Annotated in this window: 8 protein-coding genes and 3 pseudogenes; 4 read left to right on the top strand and 7 right to left on the bottom strand. The window is 58.3% G+C overall.

Annotation, left to right across the window (positions count from 1 at the left end):
* Positions 1–177: 177 nt before the first annotated feature.
* The gene (locus IHE30_RS09185) at positions 178–1,854 is read right to left on the bottom strand and encodes an OFA family MFS transporter (protein WP_337690284.1); all 1,677 of its coding nucleotides are present in this window, start codon (positions 1,852–1,854) and stop codon (positions 178–180) included.
* 731 nt (positions 1,855–2,585) lie between these two features.
* Entirely contained in the window at positions 2,586–2,888 is a 303-nt protein-coding gene (locus IHE30_RS09180) for an IS66 family transposase (RefSeq protein WP_337690283.1), read from the bottom strand.
* Between the two features lie 1,290 nt (positions 2,889–4,178).
* Here IHE30_RS09180 and IHE30_RS09175 point away from each other — a divergent pair.
* Positions 4,179–5,264, top strand: a complete 1,086-nt coding sequence (locus IHE30_RS09175; protein WP_337690045.1) for a hypothetical protein — start codon at positions 4,179–4,181, stop codon at positions 5,262–5,264.
* A gap of 371 nt (positions 5,265–5,635) precedes the next feature.
* Here IHE30_RS09175 and IHE30_RS09170 read toward each other — a convergent pair whose 3' ends face one another.
* Both IHE30_RS09170 and IHE30_RS09165 read right to left on the bottom strand, forming a co-directional pair.
* Positions 5,636–5,821 (bottom strand): hypothetical protein, encoded by a 186-nt coding sequence (locus IHE30_RS09170; RefSeq protein WP_337690044.1) that lies wholly within the window; start codon positions 5,819–5,821, stop codon positions 5,636–5,638.
* 89 nt (positions 5,822–5,910) lie between these two features.
* Positions 5,911–6,402 carry an AfsA-related hotdog domain-containing protein gene (locus IHE30_RS09165; protein WP_337690043.1) on the bottom strand — a complete coding sequence of 164 codons (492 nt, stop codon included), beginning with the start codon at positions 6,400–6,402 and terminating at the stop codon, positions 5,911–5,913.
* 358 nt (positions 6,403–6,760) lie between these two features.
* Between IHE30_RS09165 and IHE30_RS09160 the strand changes: the two genes are divergently transcribed.
* Positions 6,761–6,922, top strand: a complete 162-nt coding sequence (locus IHE30_RS09160; protein ID WP_337690042.1) for a hypothetical protein — start codon at positions 6,761–6,763, stop codon at positions 6,920–6,922.
* Between the two features lie 553 nt (positions 6,923–7,475).
* On the opposite strand, the gene IHE30_RS09155 is transcribed toward IHE30_RS09160, so the two are convergent.
* The 3 genes and pseudogenes from IHE30_RS09155 to IHE30_RS09145 form a co-directional block, all read right to left on the bottom strand.
* Positions 7,476–7,769, bottom strand: coding sequence for a hypothetical protein (locus tag IHE30_RS09155; protein ID WP_337690041.1), 294 nt, complete (start codon positions 7,767–7,769; stop codon positions 7,476–7,478).
* A gap of 188 nt (positions 7,770–7,957) precedes the next feature.
* Positions 7,958–8,134, bottom strand: a pseudogene (locus tag IHE30_RS09150) (transposase); the annotation flags it as partial.
* 791 nt (positions 8,135–8,925) lie between these two features.
* Complete coding sequence (locus IHE30_RS09145) at positions 8,926–9,219, bottom strand: H-NS histone family protein (RefSeq protein ID WP_337690040.1); 294 nt, start codon at positions 9,217–9,219, stop codon at positions 8,926–8,928.
* Between the two features lie 834 nt (positions 9,220–10,053).
* On the opposite strand from IHE30_RS09145, the pseudogene IHE30_RS09140 reads away from it, so the two are divergent.
* Positions 10,054–10,682: pseudogene (locus IHE30_RS09140) on the top strand (transposase); the annotation flags it as partial.
* Positions 10,683–11,742: 1,060 nt separating this feature from the next.
* Positions 11,743–18,387 (top strand): annotated as a pseudogene (locus IHE30_RS09135) (amino acid adenylation domain-containing protein); the annotation flags it as partial.

The following is an 18,387-nucleotide window of genomic DNA, read 5'->3' as shown; positions in this document are numbered from 1 at the left end:
CCACCAGTAGCCAGCAAGTTGGATCCCTTCCTGATTTATCTGGCAGCGCGAGCGCTGCCAGGACGCTGTGATGCTGCACTCGCAAATTGCAGCGCAGGGGTTCAAGGGCGGTTGCGGTGCCATCACAGCTATCGATTGTAGCGGTGGCGCTTCATGGCGGGTTGAATCTGACAGGCACTAGCCGTGTAAGAGCGCCACAACACTGAGCATCGTGCGATAGATGCCCCACACGAGTGGCAATCCAACCGCGGTCCAAGCAAGCACAACCAGCACACCGCTGCCGAACGCCCGCATGGCGGGTGCTTCGGCAGGCAGCTCGCACACGGGTGGCGCAGGGTGCGCCACGCGTTTTTCCTCCGCCAGCTCTTGCTCGCTCATGAAATGTTTCGGGTGCACTGGCTTTATCAGAAGGTTGCAAACTAGGCCTACTAACAGCATGCCAACTAAGATATACATCGACTGGTTGTACACTTGCTCACGCGGCAGACCCAGACCTAGCTGGTAGTCACGCATGTAGTTCACTACGACCGGCCCAAGAATGCCGGCGGTGGCCCAAGCTGTGAGCAGCCGGCCATGGATGGCACCGACAAACTGGGTGCCAAACAGGTCGGCCAAGTAAGCCGGCACCGTGGAAAACCCTCCACCATACAGACTGACGATGACGCAGACAGCAGCAACAAAGAGTATTAAGTACCCGGCGGTGATACTCGACGGAATGCTGGCGTATAGAAGCACACCTAGCACGAAGAAAATGGTGTAAGTTTGCTTGCGTCCGAGCTTATCGGAAAGACTGGCCCAGACAAACCGGCCACCGATGTTGAATAAACTCAGCAGCGCGGTAAAACCGGCTGCCACAGAGGCTATTGACGTCAATTGCGTTTTATCGAGTGCAGAGAATTGCACGGCTTGGCCAATCAAGTGTCCACCGAAGACTTCTTGCAGCATCGGACTGGCCATGCCGATCACACCGATTCCGGCCGAGACATTCATGCAAAGCACCATCCACACCAGCCAGAACTGCGGGATGCCCCACACTTTCTTCACATGAACATGGTGCTGCGTCACCATGGCGCCATTTACCCGATCGTTAGCGGGCTTCCAGCCAGCGGGTGCCCATCCGGGCGGCGGTACGCGATAGGCCAGTGCGCCACTCATCATAAACACAAAGTACATTGCGGCCATCGCGACAAAAGTCTGCGTCACGCCCCCGCCTTCGTACGCAGCAAAGGACGCCATGAGTTCCGTGGCTAGCGGCGAGCCAATCATCGCGCCGCCACCAAACCCCATGATGGCCATGCCGGTGGCCATGCCCCGCCGATCTGGAAACCATTTGATCAGTGTACTGACTGGCGAGATATACCCGAGACCCAGACCAATACCGCCAATCACGCCGGAGCCCAGCAGCATCAGCCAGAACTGATGTAGGTGGATGCCGAGTGCGGAAAGCAGCATACCACTGCACCAGCATAGTGCGCTGACCACGCCAGCCTTGCGCGGCCCGGCTCGCTCCAGCCAGCCTCCCCAAATAGCGGCAGAACTGCCAAGTAGCACAAAAAACAATGTATACATCCATCCCAGCGTGGAAATCTTCCAGTCGCAGTGAGTCACGAACAACTCTTGCAAAAAGCCGACTTCGGGACCGCAGGCCATAGGATGGGTGATGCCGATGGCCTGCGACAAGGGTAGCCAAAAGACCGAGAAGCCGTAAGCCATGCCTATGCACAAGTGAATCGCCAAGGCGGCCGGAGGGACCAGCCAGCGGTTGAAGCCTGGCCTCGCTACAATGCGCTCCTTGGAGAGGAACGGCACAGCCGCGACTTGCTCGGCGGCGCCTGCACTTAGACTAGATGTCATGTTGTCTCCGTCGATCATGACCGGCTAGGGATGCACCACATGCCTTAAAACATGAAAAAAGCCGGTCGGTTATGCTAACAAGCGGACAATTATTGACTACAAAAAACAGGCAGCTTTATTTTTTCGCGACCCTATTACGATAACGATACTGCCGACGACCGAGTTGTACTTGATATCGCCGGCGGTCCTGGTTTCCATTCAAAAGTAACCTCCTATGTCAAGACAGTCCTGACAACGCGCTTACCCTTGATCCAATCTTGCCCATACAGCGACACGCAAAATTCTGCGATCATGTCAAACACCTCGGGTTTGGTCAACAACGTCATATGGCTGAATGAGTTCGCCTCAATCATCTCAAAGCTTGGCAATTGCCGTTGCCACGCTTGCCAAGCGTAGTGACGGCACGGCAATGAGGCGTGCCGCCGTATCTCAAAAGCTCCTGGCGTCGGGTTGCGAGCAGCATTGCTCGTCAGCGTGGGCTGGGCAAAGCGACAGTCTATCGGATCCTTGCTTCCGCGAGGATAGCAGACTCAGCCTGACCGGACAGCGATCACACGCATAAATGGCGCTTTGGGAAGCTATGTCGTCACTATCGCTACCTGACAGTTCTTTGTTCCACCCATAAATAACATAGAATGCAACTCGCACCCGTCCCGCTGGCGGTTAATCAACGGCTGGTGTTCATGCATACGCCCGTAGGTGTACCGGTGAAACCCGACAAATGTAAGCGTTTAGTAGACGATGTGGTTTGCGCGGGACGGTCTGCCATGCGTCAGTGTGTTGAGGCGACGCCCCGCCATGGCAACAGGGCCTGGTAATCGTCGGTAGTAGGCACGTTGCGGCAATACGGCGTGCGACTGACGCAGAAGCAGTGCTTCGATTTGCCCGAGGGCCACACGACTCTCGCGTTGTCTTGTGAGCAACCGATTCTCCGGCGACATGCCTTCGCAGCGCGATTCGATCCCAAACAGCTGCTCGATCAGTCGAATGAATCCGCTAACGAGATGATTGCGACCACGCTGCGCATTCGGCAGGCTCTCTTTCGCCTCGATCCTGTAGCGACGCGTGTGCGTTCAGCAGTCCACCTGCACCAGTTGATTGGTGTCGGCGACATCATTGTACAGCTTATCGCCGTCAGTCATCCCTGTTACGCCGGGTTTGATGCTAGCCTAGCGCGCCGCGGCGTATGCTGCGCTGCGCGTCGAGCTGTAACTGAACAACCGAATGGCAGGACCCGTGTCGCTCATCCGCGGGTGACTAGCCCGGGGGAATCTCACCCCGAGGTTCTCGCAAAACCGTACGTGACACCTTCGCGTTATACGGCTTCCGTTATCCAAGTCTCCCAGTGGACGAACTCCCCCGTCGCTGCCATCGAAGACGACATGACGGATTGTGCTCGGCAAGCGCCTGTTCGCCGCTAACCGCGACCGGCACGAATGCCGACTCTGCGGTCGGCTGCTGTGTTGAAGCATTAGCTAGCCGTTGCTAGTGCAACTTGCTCCATTTGCATAAAAGGTTCGCATTGACGCCGTGTCTGAGTGTGAGCCCCGCTACCGATGCGCTCGGTTCAAGGCAAGCCTCGATTAGCCGCTGTTTGGTCCGCCGATCAAACAGCGCTTGCTGCCTATGCCTACGGTGACGACCTTTAACACAACGCTTTTGAGCGTTGCTCTGTCATTAAGGTATCTGCTGAAAATTCAGTGGGCATCGCCTGCACGCTCAGATTGCTCTGTGCTAGACGCTTATTTCTGCGCGCTGGCGTTGAATCGGTGCTGACTGTGAAAGACTATGAGGAGAGGCAGCGCAGAACCGGAATGAGACCGGCGGAAGGAAAGCACGGGTTGACCACTTTGGAGCCTGCCCTACCTTATCGTTTGCCGCCAGAATGCTCGCATGGCATGCCCTGGCTTCGGCTGCCTGTCAGCGTCGCGCGGCGCGTGCCGCAACAATAGGCTCACCTTTTTTTCACAGCAGGCAGCCGCCGTGCGGCTGACAAGCCGATCATGGATACTCGTTACTTATTTGCTCCTCACGCATCGGATCCGAGCTTGCCTCGAACCGAGATGGATAATAGGGCCGAAGCGCCGGCACCGCAACCCGTCCAGCGACCGACTCCGCGTTCGATGAGCGGGCACGCGCTACCGATCCTGAGTTGGTCCTCCAGCGATCGGCGCGGACTGCATACGCTGCCGGAGAGCCACCACGCGTATGGCATGACGTGGCACCAGACGGTCCAGGTCGGATCGGCCCGGCGTCCCACATCGCCTATGGCGTCAACGCCGGCGCGGCGAGCCGAATGGCCTTCCGAGGGCTCGCCGCCAGACGTGGCCCGCACCACGCCAGCCGGCTTGGTCAAAGCTACCCGCGCTAGAGGTTACCTGTTTCGTCCCAATCCTCAAGACGCCGCGCTTCTCCAAGATCTGTCCGCGCGCTTGGCTGCCTATTGCGACTCACAGGATGGGGATAAATCATTGAAAAAAATTACTATATATCAGTACGTGCGTAACCTGAAAGGGCTATCGGAATGGCTGATGGAACAGCCTGAGCAAAGTCTGACCAACGTGCTGGCACGGCTTGAAGACGGTCAGCTGTCAGAACTCGACCGACAGCAATTACTCACGCGCTATCAAGCCAAGCCGGTAGGCGGGTGCGGCGTCCAACATGACGCTTCGGCCATCGGCACCTCAGTCCGGTGGCTACAAAAGTTGCAGGCATGGGAGTGCGAGCGTGCGTTGGACGGCATCGTTTTGCCGGGGGTTGCCACAGTCCCTGTTCCCGCAGCGATAGATACTCAGATCAAACGCGAAATGATTGCGTTCTGGTTGGCGAGGCAATCTTCGACGCGAAACGACGCAAAGGTACTTCAACAGGCTCCGCATTTGACAGCTAAAGAAAAATCTGCCTTAAGATCATTGGCACGGTGGTTTTCCACCACCTACAATCAAAAGGATAAACTTGATTGCATGGAAAAATATGCAAAGTCAGATATGATAGACTTAATCACTGAATGTTACAAGCTAAGCGCCAATAAATCGTATAAAAAAATCATCAATGGCGCAATAAAAAATCTTCGGGCAGGATTAAAAATTAAAACACGCCGAAGCTTGGATGCGCAGTTACATGCGGACGATAAACTAGCAATCAATGTTATTAAACAACATTCATTTAGTGATTTAGTTGTTAGGGATTTTAAGCAATTTTCCATTTGGGAAAGAGGCCAACCGGAGCCGGCGGGTTTGGCGCAAATCATTGCAAATCCTGATTATCGGGGTCACTCTGATAAATTATTGAAAAAATTTTTAAACGACAAGGAAATAAAACCTGGTTATAAAATTCGTGTGAAAAGGGAGATTCCAAAGGCCCAAGGAAGCGACGAGTTGAAGCGAGCGTTGAGTAAGCTACTGTCTTGATACGGGAAGTGGCCCGTCATCGAGTGATCGATATTGACTTTCAACCTTTCAAGTGTCACGCCATTGACCCCTCCTGTCTCGTGATTGAAAGCGCGGTTGGCGATCGGGCAAGTCTTGCAAGTTACCGAAGCTCAGCGGCAACTATGCCGAAACTGAAGACAGGCTGCCACTGGCATTGCCAAGGGGACTGAAGCGCTTGCCTTATCCACTGCACGGGATGTTGCTGTGGATGTGCAAGAAGTTGGCTCCTGCTAAGTTCGCACCACGCTTGGCCACTAAAATCGAAACACATCGCGCAACGAATACCGCGCTCGGATCTGTTCCCATGCTAATGGTACGGGAGTGCGTCCCATGCCTGGTCGGTTATCCCATTACCGCTTACCTTTTGTTATCGCCGTGATGTTTTTGTGCGGCTCTACAACGAAAGACAGTGCATCATCGAGCGTATCGTTTGCCTCCTTTATGGACGCATTCACGCGCCCGAGCAACGCGATAATTTCCTCTTCGTTCTCAGACGGCGTAAAGTCCCGCGCAGCTTGCTGCACAAGTTCACCCACATTCAATCCGAGCCGCTTGGTGATCTACGCAATCGCACGCTTTGGAATTGTCGTCACCTGCACGACGATTTGTTCAGTAGCTGCCGCCATTACACCGTGATGCCGATGCTTGTTGCGCCGGTGCGCCGCAGGCGTGCCAATATGGCCGATGGCACGAAGCTCCAGCGCACATCCATCGTGCCAACTCGCAGCCCGGCCTGGTGCCATTCGGTGTGTGCCTGTAAGCCCGACAGAGACCGCTTGCGATAGTATTTTTCAACCACCGTGAAGTGCACGGCAAGCGGCGCGGACAGTTCAGCAAAACGCGCATAGCTCACGTTAAATTCGTCGAGCACGAAGGCCACCCCAAAAGGGACCCCGTAGAACAGGTGAGATATTGCGGTGCCAACTTGCCGTGTTGCTTCGACAAGCATCAGGCCCGGCACATGGTCGATTTCATGCTCGAAGAAAAACGGATGGCCTGATTCGATGATCAATGGCGCAACGAAGCAATCCTGCCCCTCTCCAGCGGGCGGTACCGGGTCTATACGTTCCACGAAAACATGTTGGAGTTTTGACTTATGGACCAGACGACGCTGCAACCGGTGCCGACCCGCACTATCGATCTCGTGACCTTCATCCAGAGGGAAACACGGGACGCTGTTATTCATTTCGGGTTTTTACTGTCAGAATAAAATCAGTGTTTGTCAGGCAGTGGATACAGTTGCACCGGCGATGACGTCATGTGGGCTTGGCGCTCAGTGGCGCCGCGGGTGCGCGCTTGGCGCAGCGGCTGGGCAATCCGATCAGCGGCGAAGCGATTCTTCGTTTGCTTAAACGCAATGGCAAGAAGTACGTCGCGATGACATCGCCCCGACCATTATTGGCGTTGATGATTGGGCATTCAAACGCGCTTATCGCTATGGCACCCTACTGGTCGAGTTCAAGCAACGGCGCCCATTGGATCGGTTGCCCAATCGTGACGCGACATCGGTGGCGAACTGGTTCACAGAAAACCGCGCAATCCGAATCGGTCGCGCGATCGCGCTGGTGTTGACGCCGAAGGCATCACACGTGGTGCGCCACAATCCATACAAGTGGCCGACCGATGGCATCTATTGAACAAGCTTGGCGACGCCACTGAACGCGCGCTGAGCCGCTGCCAGCGGCCTATCCGCGAAGTTGCACACTCGCTCGATCACGAGGACGCTTGTCTCGCATTGCCAGCGATTAAATCGAATGCGCCCGGCGTGGCAACCACATCGCGCGTGAAAGCGCAACAAGCGCAGCGGCGTGAAGCGTGGCTCGCATGCTATGAATCGGTCATGCACCATCATCAAAGCGGGATGGCAATCCGGGCGATTGTGCGGATCACGGCATTGGAGCGGCGTACGGTGCGGCACTGGATCAACGCCGGTGGGTTCCCTGAGCGGGCGCAACGGCTGCCAGCCGCCAGCAAGTTGAATCCCTATCGAGCGTATCTTGCCCAGCGCTGGCGTGAAGGCTGCCAAACGCGGCCAGGTTATATTCGGAGATCGCGGCTCAGGGATTCAACGGCGGTTGCAGTATCGTACGCCAACCCCTTCAGCCTTGGCGGCAAACCTGTGCGCCCATGCAGCAGCGACGCACTTATGTGCCACGAGCAGTGCCTTCCACTCGCCGCGTAGACTGCTGGTTAATGTGTCGGGGCACGGCCGTGCTCACCAACGACGATAAGCGGCACGTCCAGCGCTTTGTTCAACGACTCGCCAAGCAGAATCCCCAGATAGCAACAATTCGGCGGTTGTCGCTCGCGTTCATTGACATGGTCAAGCGCCGCGCACATGAAGCGTTGGCAGGCTGGCTGCGTCAAGCGCAGGCCAGCGGTGTACCAGAAATGCAGCGGTTTGCAGCAGGCATTGGCCACGACTACGATGCCGTACACGCTGCATGACTCATACCCTACAGTAACGGCATCGTCGAAGGCCATGTCAATCGGCTCAAGTCTCTCAAGCGCCAAATGTATGGCCGCGCCGGCTTCCAACTGCTTCGTATTCGCGTGCTGAATCGGTGCTGATTTGTGACGTGAAACTTCACACAAAGTGGGGAAGAGCCATTTTCAACGTGCTGCTGATACCGCTTCGCGCTTGGCCTGCGGGCTTGCTACTTTCGGGATAGCAGCTCCTTCAGGCGCTGCGCTTCACAGACCGTCATCCCGCCAAACTCCGGCTTCCAGTTGTAGTAGGGCGCTTCCGAGATGCCGTGCTTGCGGCATAGCTCTGCCGGCTTCAAGCCTGCCTCGGCTTCTTTTAACACCCCGATGATCTGCTCTTCATTGAACCGCAATTTCTTCATGTCAAGGTTTCTCCTGCGGCCTTGCCACTAACTTTACAGTGGGATACTTCAGAGGGGAAAGGTCAGCATAAGCTTAATATCTAACATGAGTGCCTATCCGTGAGCGCCGGAGTCATGCTGACGCACGGCGGCGGAGTAAAAATGCACGCCGGGCGAGGAGGGTGACTTTTGCTTACCGACGATGTTGGCCCAGGAGCAAGCAGTGGAAATCCAGGTATTGGTGCGTCGGGGCGTAGGGACTCGGGAGATAATCAAGCAGTTGGGCTGCTCGCGCCGCCTCGTGCGATGGTATCTGCGTGAGGCCGAGGCACGGCGATACAGCGCTCACGAAGCGCAAACGGCGAAGCTCGATCCGTACAAAGACTAACTGCGCGAGCGCATCGAGGCCGCTTGCCCGTACTGAATTACGGCAATGGTATGGCACCGAGTGGTCCAGACAGGAGTTGGGCGATGCCGGCGGCGTGACATAGCTCGAGCCATCCACCAATGCGTATCGAGCACAAGAGCCTGAGCCAGTGATGTGATTCGAAACGGCGTGCGGCAAGCAAATATAGGCGCAACTTCCCGCACTTTTGGCGAGGTCGTCACCTACTGCTTGCGTTTGCTAGCAGGTCAAACCCGCAAGCCGTTCGTTATCACAGCAGCAGTCAGGTCTTGTACTCATTGCCGTCGTCAACAGCAGTGCACCGGGTTAAGCCGATGCTACAACGCGCTTTTTTTCCACTAGCTTTGCGGGTGCGGAAAAAATTAACGTGACACATTCGGCTCCTTCACCAGCATGCCGCTTCACCTTATTTTGAGATTAGAAAGCGCTCGCGATTCTTTCCAATCCATGACGGCGCCCGACCTCTACCGCTCCAGGTCTCACCCGTTTTGGGATTCTGGTATTTCGGCTCTGGCTGCTTCGTACGTGCAGCGCCGCGAACTTGGCGTTTACGTCCAAATAAATCTTCGGCCGTGATCCCCAATTCGGTGATCTTCTCACGCATCTGTGCGATCACCGTTTCCAATTCCTGCGCCCGTAAGGCTTCTGCCTCCGCTTCAAGCTGTTCAATTTGTGCGCGCAACTCTTGATATGTCGCCATGTTCATTCCCTATGTTAAGTTAAAAATACCCTGGACGGAGGCGGACTGGGCCAACTCGCTTGCACGCCTATGCTGACGCCTCAGATTGACGAAGTGCTTGGTGGCATGGCCTCTATTTAAAAATACCCTTCTTCTATTACCCGGTATCTTAAGGCCGCCATGCCTGACCATGCTCATGCGCTTGCCGAAAATATCCTTTCGCTCGTTGCGACATCATCTACGCTAGCACTTCCCCGTATAGCCCCAACGCGCAAGCTTGATTGCAGACTAACCACTGGGGGCCGGGATCGTCCTCACTTTCGATGATCAAATATTACTTAGCTTTTTGCCTTCCTACCCTGCGTGTGCGCATAAACAATGCCAGCTAGTTCTTTACGACGGCCAACGGCCCCACTAGAACATCTATTATACCTTAACGCGCCGACAGCTGAGCCAACCACTAGTTTAAAAATAAGTGACTTACGGTTTTCGCCGGCGGCGCGGCGCAGAAAGGAAAAAATTACCTGCTAGTGTTGCCAATTTGCGCGACTGAAGGCGAGTGCCGTAATCACCTTTAAGAAGATGCCCAAGCTCGGATTGTCGCTGTTTGCCCCAGCCGTTTACAAACCCTTATAAAAATCCTGGTATTGCTCGTTGGCGCATGGATAACCTGTTATTCGGCACTGGACACTTCTGAGCTAAATCGGCGAGTGCGCCACGATTATCCCCCATCCCAGTGCTCCGGCTGCCGGTCGCTTTACCGGAGAAAACCTGTGAGGCTGACCCAAAAAAATGGGCCGTGCAGAAGAAGAAAAATTCGGCGTGATGCAACCTTGACAAGCAGAAGGCCATGTCATGAAGAAGAGCCAGTACACTGAAGAACAGATTGCGTTCGCGTTGAAGCAAGCAGGGCTGGGCATGCCGGTGGCTGAGGTATGCGCAAGATGGGCATCAGCGATGCGACGTTTTACAACTGGCGGCAGAAGTATGGGGCCTGGGCCCGTCGGAGCTACGCCGGCTGAAGCAACTCGAAGGGGAGAGCGCGAAGCTTAGACGGCTGGTGGCGGAGCTATCGCTGGACAAAGCCATGTTACAGGATGGGCTATCAAAAAAGCGCTGAAGCCTTCCCGGCTGCGTGAACTCACTCAAGATCTGATGCAACGCTTCGGCGCAAGCCAGCGCCAGGCCTGCAGGGTACTGAAGCTGTCGCGTTCGGTGTACAGCTATCAGTCAATCGCATGAGATTCGAACGCGATCGCCTTGCGCATCAAGCAGATCACGCCAACACGCGTGCACTATGGCTATCGCCGGGTGCATGTGATGCTGTGTCGGCAAGGCTGGCGAGACAACCATGAAAGAGTTATCGGCTCTATCGCGAGCAGAGGCTGTCATTGCGGCATAAGAGGCTGCGGCGCAACAAGGCGGCGCAGCTGAGGCAGCCCAAGCAGCTCGTGATTGCGATCAACGGAATCTGGAGCATGGATTGCTCTATGGTCCACCCGCAAACCGCAAGCGCAGACTGGTGGCGGCTAGCGACTCGCGTTTATCTATTCGGCCTGTGGTGATCCGAGCATTTCCAGATCTGGCCTGCATGATGTAGTTGCACGCTTCCTTGCCAATAGTCACGCGGCATGATTCATGCTACTAAGAAGCTAGACGGGTTGGGGAGCGGCGTTTGAATATGCAATCGAGCGTTTTCATGAGCGCCATACCCTGCGTGGCAGCAAGTCGACTGCTGCCGTTTGTCGCCGTGAGTGCTTCATCGCTTTTCCTATATAGTATTTGTCGGTTTAAGTGAGGGTAACAAGCTTGTGTTTGTCACAACAGACGCCTTATAGTCGCAGTTGCCTTATCTGTGAAGCGGCGCACGACAACTTGGCCTCCTGCTTAGGCGCGTCGCGTGAGCGGGCAGTCGTACAATGAGGTGATTTGTCAGCGAACGGGCGCATGGCAGTCGCCGTTTTGCTGGCTAAAAGTGATGTCTGGAGGGAATACAATGCAGAAGTACCCCAGCTTGCACCCGGTGACGCTGTATAGGCGTGGTGCATCCAACTTTTCCGCCGCACAATCCTCCCGCCTTCGCTCGGTATCTCTATTCGCCACGTTGTTGTCGCGTTGACGCGTGCTCACCATGCTCGTGGCACGCGAGCATGATGGCCCGGCGGCGTCATTAACACAGCGTTTGTCTTGATGCGGTTCGACTAAGGTCGAAGCGGACCACGCTCATATCACACGCGACGTTATGCCGCGCTAGCCATATGGCCGCCTCGTTGTGACGTGGAGGTATCGAAAGCTCCCCGCTGTTTTTCAAAGCAATGGCCTAAAAAGGCTGTACCAGTGGCAGGCGAGATGCATACGAAGCGCCATGTAATCGGTGCTCGCCAACGTAAAGCTTTATTTTTTTGCTGCCTGGCCGATTGTTAAGGTAATGGCAATCGTTCAGTGGGTTAGTGCTGCTAAAACGGTTTGACTTTATCTGATCGAAGGTTATAAATGTCTGTTTACAGTATGCCAGTTCCGCTTAATACGTCCCAAACCGACTGCAATGCGACGCAGCAGGACTGTCTGTCGCACCTGTGCGTGCATCAGCTGTTCGAGGCGCAGGTCGAGCGCACGCCGCAGGCGGTGGCGGTCGTGCTGGGCGAGCAGTCCATCACGTACGCTGACTTAGAGCGCCGGGCCAACCAACTGGCGTGGCATTTGCGCACGCTGGGCGTTGGACCTGACGTCGTGGTGGGGCTAGGCGTGACGCGCTCAATCGAGATGGTGGTCGGCGTACTGGGCATCTTGAAGGCCGGGGGTGCGTATTTACCGCTGGATCCGAGCTACCCGCACGAGCGCCTCACGTACATGATGCAACAGGCGCGCGTGCCGGTGCTGGTTACGCAGTCGTCCCTGCAGCAGGCGTTGCCGCGCACGGCTGCATCATGCGTGTGCCTGGATACCGACTGGGTGCAGATCGCGGCGGAGCCCGACACGCGCCCGCCCAGCGGTGTGTTGCCTGCGCATCTCGCGTACGTGACCTATACGTCGGGCTCAACCGGCCAGCCTAAAGGGGTGATGACCCGGCATGGTGGCGCAGCCCATTACCTGAACTTCTTAGTTCGCCATTATCGTGTCAGCGACAAGGAGGTGGTGCTCAATGTCGCGAGCCTGGCCTTTGATGCGTCGGTGCGTGATCTAATCGGCCCGCTGATTGCAGGCGCCCGCGTGGTGCTCATTCCGACCGCGCACGCCAAGGAGCCGCACCGCTATGTGGGTGTGCTCCATGAGCAGCGTGTCACGGCATTGCTCAGTATAACGCCGAGCTTGCTGCGTAGCGTGTGTCAGGCGGCTGAACACCGAGGCGTGTGTGACGCCCTGCGCTTGATCTTGGTGAGTGGCGAAGCGCTGGACGCGCAGCTTGTGGCGCGCGTGCAGCAAACGCTCGGCGCGCAGGTGCAGGTGTTCAATCAGTACGGCCCGACCGAATGCACGATGACCTCGACCTGGTTTGCGGCCGTGCCTGACGTACAGGGGACGGTGCCAATCGGCGAGCCGTTGTCCAACGTGCGCGTGTATGTATTGGATCAACAGTTCAAGCCGTTGCCACCGGGCGTGACGGGCGAGTTATACATCGCGGGTGCGGGCTTGGCACGCGGTTACTTCAATCAGCCGGCGTTAAGCGCTGAGCGCTTTGTCGCCAACCCGTTCGGGCACGGCGAGCGGCTGTACCGAACGGGCGACTTGGGCAAATGGCGAGTGGACGGTCGGCTCGACTACGTGGGCCGCATCGACGATCAGATTAAGCTGCGCGGTCAACGAATCGAGCCGGGCGAGATTGAGGCATGCTTGGCCCAGCACCCGCAGGTGCGCGACGCGGTGGTGCTGGCGCGCGGCGACGGCGAGAACATGCGGCTCATCGCGTATGTCATTGCTGAAGCCGATGCGCCGCTGGCCAGCACGCCTGAATCCGGGATGCCACTCGCGAGCACGCTGCATGCGCATGTGGCCGCGCGCTTGCCCGATTATATGGTGCCGGCCGCGTTTGTGCGGCTCAATGCCTTCCCGCTGACGCCCAACGGCAAACTCGATCGGCGGGCGCTGCCGGAGCCGGATGACGAAGCATTGGTCCGTCAAGCGTATGAAGCGCCGCAAGGTGAGATCGAGACCACGCTGGCCGAGATTTGGGCCGAATTGCTCGGTGTTGAGCGCGTCGGTCGGCACGATAGCTTCTTTGCGCTCGGCGGGCATTCGCTGCTCGCGGTGCGGCTGTTGAATCGTCTCGCTGGGCTGGGTGCCGACGTGCCCCTGGCTACGCTATTTGCGTCGCCCACGCTGGCGGCATTCGCTGCTGCAGTGGAGGCGCAAGGGCATCACGACACCGAGACGCTGCCTGAGATCGCGCCGGTGCCGCGCGAAGGCGCTTTGCCGCTGTCGTTTGCACAGCAGCGGCTATGGTTTCTCGCGCAACTGGATGGCGTAAGTCGCACCTATCATATGTCGCGTGCACTGCGCGTGCGCGGGCCGCTGAATCGGGCCGCGTGGCAACAGGCGCTCGATGCGCTGTTTGCGCGTCATGACGCGCTGCGCTCGACGTTTGTCGCCGTCGAGGGTCAACCGCAAGTGCAATTGCTACCGGCGGGCACAGGTGTGCCGATGACCTGGCATGACGTGCGCGGCGTGCCTGACGCCGACGTGCAATGGGCACGCTTAAGCGACGAGGCAGTGCACGCACCATTTGATCTGGCGCATGGGCCGCTGCTGCGCGCGTGCGGCATTCAGTTGGCCGATGACGAGCATGTGTTGGTACTGACCCAGCACCATATCGTATCGGATGGCTGGTCCATGGAAGTGTCGGTGCGTGAATTGAACGCGCTGTACACGGCTGCCTGTCAGGGGCAGCCGGATCCGTTGCCGCCCTTGGCGGTTCAGTACCCGGACTATGCGGCGTGGCAGCGGCAGTGGCTGTCGGGCGAGCGGCTGCAAGCGCAAAGCGAGTATTGGCGCACGACGCTGGCCGACGCACCGGTGCTGCTGGCGCTGCCGACCGATCGGCCGCGCCCGGCGCAGCCATCATTGGCGGGTGCGCAGGTGCCGGTGCGTATTGATGCCTCGACCACGCAGGCACTGAAGCGCTTAAGCCAAGAGCGCGGCACGACCTTGTTTATGACGGTGCTGGCGGCGTGGAGCGCGGTGCTCGCGCGCCTGTCTGGCCAGGACGATCTGGTCATCGGCGTGCCCAGCGCGAACCGCGGGCACCCAGCGATCGAGTCGCTAATTGGTTTCTTTGTCAATACGCTGGCGCTGCGTGTAGATCTGTCCGGTGAGCCGACGACGACGCAGTTGCTGGAGCGCGTGCGGCGCACGACGCTCGAAGCGCAGGCACATCAGGATCTGCCGTTTGAGCAAGTGGTGGAGATCGTGCAGCCGCCGCGCCGGCTCAATCACACGCCGCTGTTTCAAGTGATGTTTGCGTGGCAGAACACGCAGCCGGAGCGGTGGCACTTGCCGGATTTAGCGGTCACCCCGACCGAGCTTGAGGGCAACACAGTCAAGTTCGACCTGGAGCTGGAGCTACAGGAGTCGGGCGACGCGATTGTTGGTGCATTGGGCTATGCGAGTGCGTTGTTTGACCGCGCGACGATCGAGCGGCACGTTGGATATTTGCAGATGATGTTGCAGGCGATGGCGGCTGACGCAGCGCACCCTGTGACACGCGTTGAGTTGCTCGCACCGGCCGAGCGTACGTTGTTGCTCAAGACGTGGAACGCAACAGAATGCGATTATCCGTCGCAGTTGTGCATTCACCAGTTGTTTGAAGCGCAAGTCGAGCGCACGCCCAAGACCACGGCGCTAGTCTATGAGGACCAGACGCTGAGCTATGCTCAGTTGAATGCGCAAGCGAATCGCTTAGCGCATCAGTTAATCGAGTTGGGCGTCCAGCCCGATGCACGGGTGGCCATTTGTGTGGAGCGCTCGCCCGCGATGGTGGTGGGGCTGCTGGCGATCCTGAAGGCAGGTGGCGCGTATGTGCCGCTCGATCCAGCGTATCCGGGTGAGCGGCTCGCGCATATTCTTGCGGATGCGACGCCGCAGATTGTGCTCGCGGATGCGGCAGGCCGGGCCGCACTGGGTGAGGCGGCGTTGGCCGATCGCACGGTGCTGGACCCGAACACCTTGCCGGATCGGGCGGAGACGAATCCATTCGTGCCGGCTCTGACATCCCATCACCTAGCGTATGTGATTTATACGTCCGGTTCCACCGGTATGCCCAAAGGGGTCTTAATTCGGCACAGTGGTGTGATCAACCAGATTACGGCGCTCCCTCAACAACTGGAGTTGGGTGTACAGGACCGACGGTTGCAATTTGCTTCGCCAGCCTTTGATACGTCAGTAGAAGAAATTTTTTCTACGTTGACCGTGGGCGCGGCACTGGTCCTACGCACGAATGCTTGGCTAGTGGAAGCCAGGAAATTTTGGGCGTTGTGCCAAGCCCATCGCATAAGCGTAGTGGGGTTACCTGCACAATTTTGGGCGCAATTGGCCCAGGAAAGTGTTCCCATTGCAGACAGTGTGCGCGCCGTCATGATCAGTGGCGATGCAGTGAGCGTGTCAGCGTGGAATGCTTGGTTTACAGGCCGTGGTTATCGGCCACGCTTGTTAAATAGTTACGGTCCGACTGAAACGACAGTGAGTGCCACGTTCCATGAGATCACTCACGTTGAGGGTGACTGGCGCACGATTGGTCGCCCGATTGCCAATACGCGACTTTACCTGCTCGATGCACACAAGCAGCCGGTGCCGCTGGGTGCGGTGGGGGAGCTCTATATTGGCGGAGCGGGTGTCGCGCGTGGCTACCTGAACCGGCCTGATCTCACGGCCGAGCGCTTTGTGCGCGATCCGTTCACAGACGAGCCCGATGCCCGCATGTATAAGACGGGGGATTTGGCGCGCTATTTGCCCGATGGCAATTTAGAATTCCTAGGCCGCAACGACCATCAAGTCAAGATCCGGGGCTTTCGCATTGAGCCGGGCGAGATCGAGGCGTGCCTGACGCAACACCCGCAGGTGCACGACGCGGTGGTGTTGGTCATGGGCGAAGGGCAAACTAAGCGCCTGGTCGCGTATGTGGTGGCCAAGCCCGATGACGCGTTAGCGGGTACCTTGCGCGCGCATGTGGCGGCCGCATTGCCTGACTATATGGTACCCAGTGCGTTCGTGCGGCTCGATGCGTTTCCCCTGACGCCGAACGGCAAGCTGGACCGGCGTGCACTGCCGGCACCCGGCGCCGAGGCATTCGCGCATCAAGCGTATGAGGCGCCGCAAGGCGAGCTTGAAACTGACCTCGCGGCGATTTGGGCCGAGCTGCTTGGTGTCGAGCGCATCAGCCGGCATGATAGCTTCTTCGCGCTCGGCGGGCATTCGCTGCTCGCGGTGCGGCTGTTGAATCGTATCGCTGGGCTGGGCGCCGATGTGCCCCTGGCCACGCTATTTGCCTCACCGACGCTGGCCGCGTTCGCAGCGGCGATCGAGGCGCGACGTCATCACGCCACCGGTACGCTGCCTGAGATCGCGCCGGTGTCGCGCGAAGGCCATTTGCCGCTGTCGTTTGCACAGCAGCGGCTGTGGTTTCTCGCACAATTTGATGGCGTGAGCCGCACCTATCACATGCCGCTCGCATGGCGTGTGCACGGGCCGCTGAATCGGGCCGCGTGGCAGCACGCACTGGATGCGCTGTTTGCCCGCCATGAGGCGCTGCGCTCGGTGTTCGTCAGCGTTGATAGTCAACCGCAGGTGCAGTTGCTACCCGCCGAGACGGGCGTGCCGATGACTTGGCATGACCTGCGCGGCGTGCCCGATAGGCAAGCCCAGTTAGCGCAGCTCAGCGAAGCGGCCGCCCAAGCGCCGTTCGACCTGGCCCGTGGGCCGCTGCTGCGCGCGTGCGGGATTCAGTTGTCGGACGACGAGCACGTGTTGCTACTGACGCAGCACCATATCGTGTCGGACGGTTGGTCGATCGAGGTGCTGGTGCGCGAACTCAGCGCGCTGTACACGGCCGCCTGTCGGGGCCAGCCGGATCCGTTGCCGCTCTTGGCGGTTCAGTACCCGGACTATGCAGCGTGGCAGCGGCAATGGTTATCGGGCGAGCGGCTGCAAGCGCAAAGCGAGTATTGGCGCACGACGCTGGCCGACGCACCGGTGCTGCTGGAGCTACCCACTGACCGGCCGCGTCCGGCGCAGCCATCATTGGCGGGCGCGCAGGTGCCGGTGTGCATCGATGCCGACACGACAAGCGCGCTCAAACGCTTGAGCCGGGAGCACGGCACGACCTTGTTCATGACGGTGCTGGCGGCGTGGAGCGCGGTGCTGGCGCGCCTGTCGGGTCAAGACGATCTGGTCATTGGTACACCCAGCGCGAACCGCGGCCACCCAGCGATCGAGCCGCTAATTGGCTTCTTTGTCAATACGCTGGCGCTGCGTGTGGACCTGTCCGGTGAGCCGACGACGGCGCAGCTGCTGGAGCGCGTGCGGCGCACGACGCTCGAAGCGCAAATGCATCAGGAGTTGCCGTTTGAGCAAGTGGTGGAGATCGTGCAGCCGCCGCGCCGGCTCGATCACACACCGCTGTTTCAAGTGATGTTTGCGTGGCAGGGGGCGCAGACAGCGCACTGGTGCCTGCCGGATCTCACGCTCACTCCGACCGAGCTTGAGGGCAATACGGTCAAGTTCGACCTGAGTTGGAGCTACACGAGTCGGGCAACGAAATTATTGGCGTATTGGGCTATGCGAGCGCGTTGTTTGACCGCACGACGATCGAGCGGCACGTTGGGTATGTGCAGACGATGTTGCAGGCGATGGCGGCCGACGCAGCGCACCCTGTGACACGCGTTGAGTTGCTGGCACCGGCCGAGCGTACGTTGTTGCTCAAGACGTGGAATGCAACAGCACAAGCCTATCCGGCGCACCTATGCGTGCACCAGTTGTTCGAAGCGCAGGCGCAGCGCACGCCTGAGGCGACGGCGTTGGTCTCTGAAGATCAGGCAGTCAGTTACGCCGAGCTGAATGCGCGAGCCAATCGTCTCGCCCATCAGTTGATCGAGTTGGGCGTCCAGCCCGATGCACGCGTGCCATTTGTGTGTGAGCGCTCACCGGCGATGGTGGTGGGAACTGCTCGCGATTTTAAGGCCGGCGGCGCGTACGTGCCAC

The organism is Mycetohabitans sp. B46 (assembly GCF_037389205.1).
Classification (GTDB): domain Bacteria; phylum Pseudomonadota; class Gammaproteobacteria; order Burkholderiales; family Burkholderiaceae; genus Mycetohabitans.
The sequence above is the reverse complement of the archived record's forward strand: the minus strand, read 5'-3'. Positions and strand labels throughout refer to the sequence as shown.

What these genes read in the sequence shown, in the direction of transcription:
- IHE30_RS09185 (WP_337690284.1), bottom strand. Translation starts at nt 1,854, where the DNA reads ATGACATCTAGTCTAAGTGCAGGCGCCGCCGAGCAAGTCGCGGCTGTG.
- IHE30_RS09155 (WP_337690041.1), bottom strand. Translation starts at nt 7,769, where the DNA reads ATGGCCTTCGACGATGCCGTTACTGTAGGGTATGAGTCATGCAGCGTG.
- IHE30_RS09145 (WP_337690040.1), bottom strand. Translation starts at nt 9,219, where the DNA reads ATGGCGACATATCAAGAGTTGCGCGCACAAATTGAACAGCTTGAAGCG.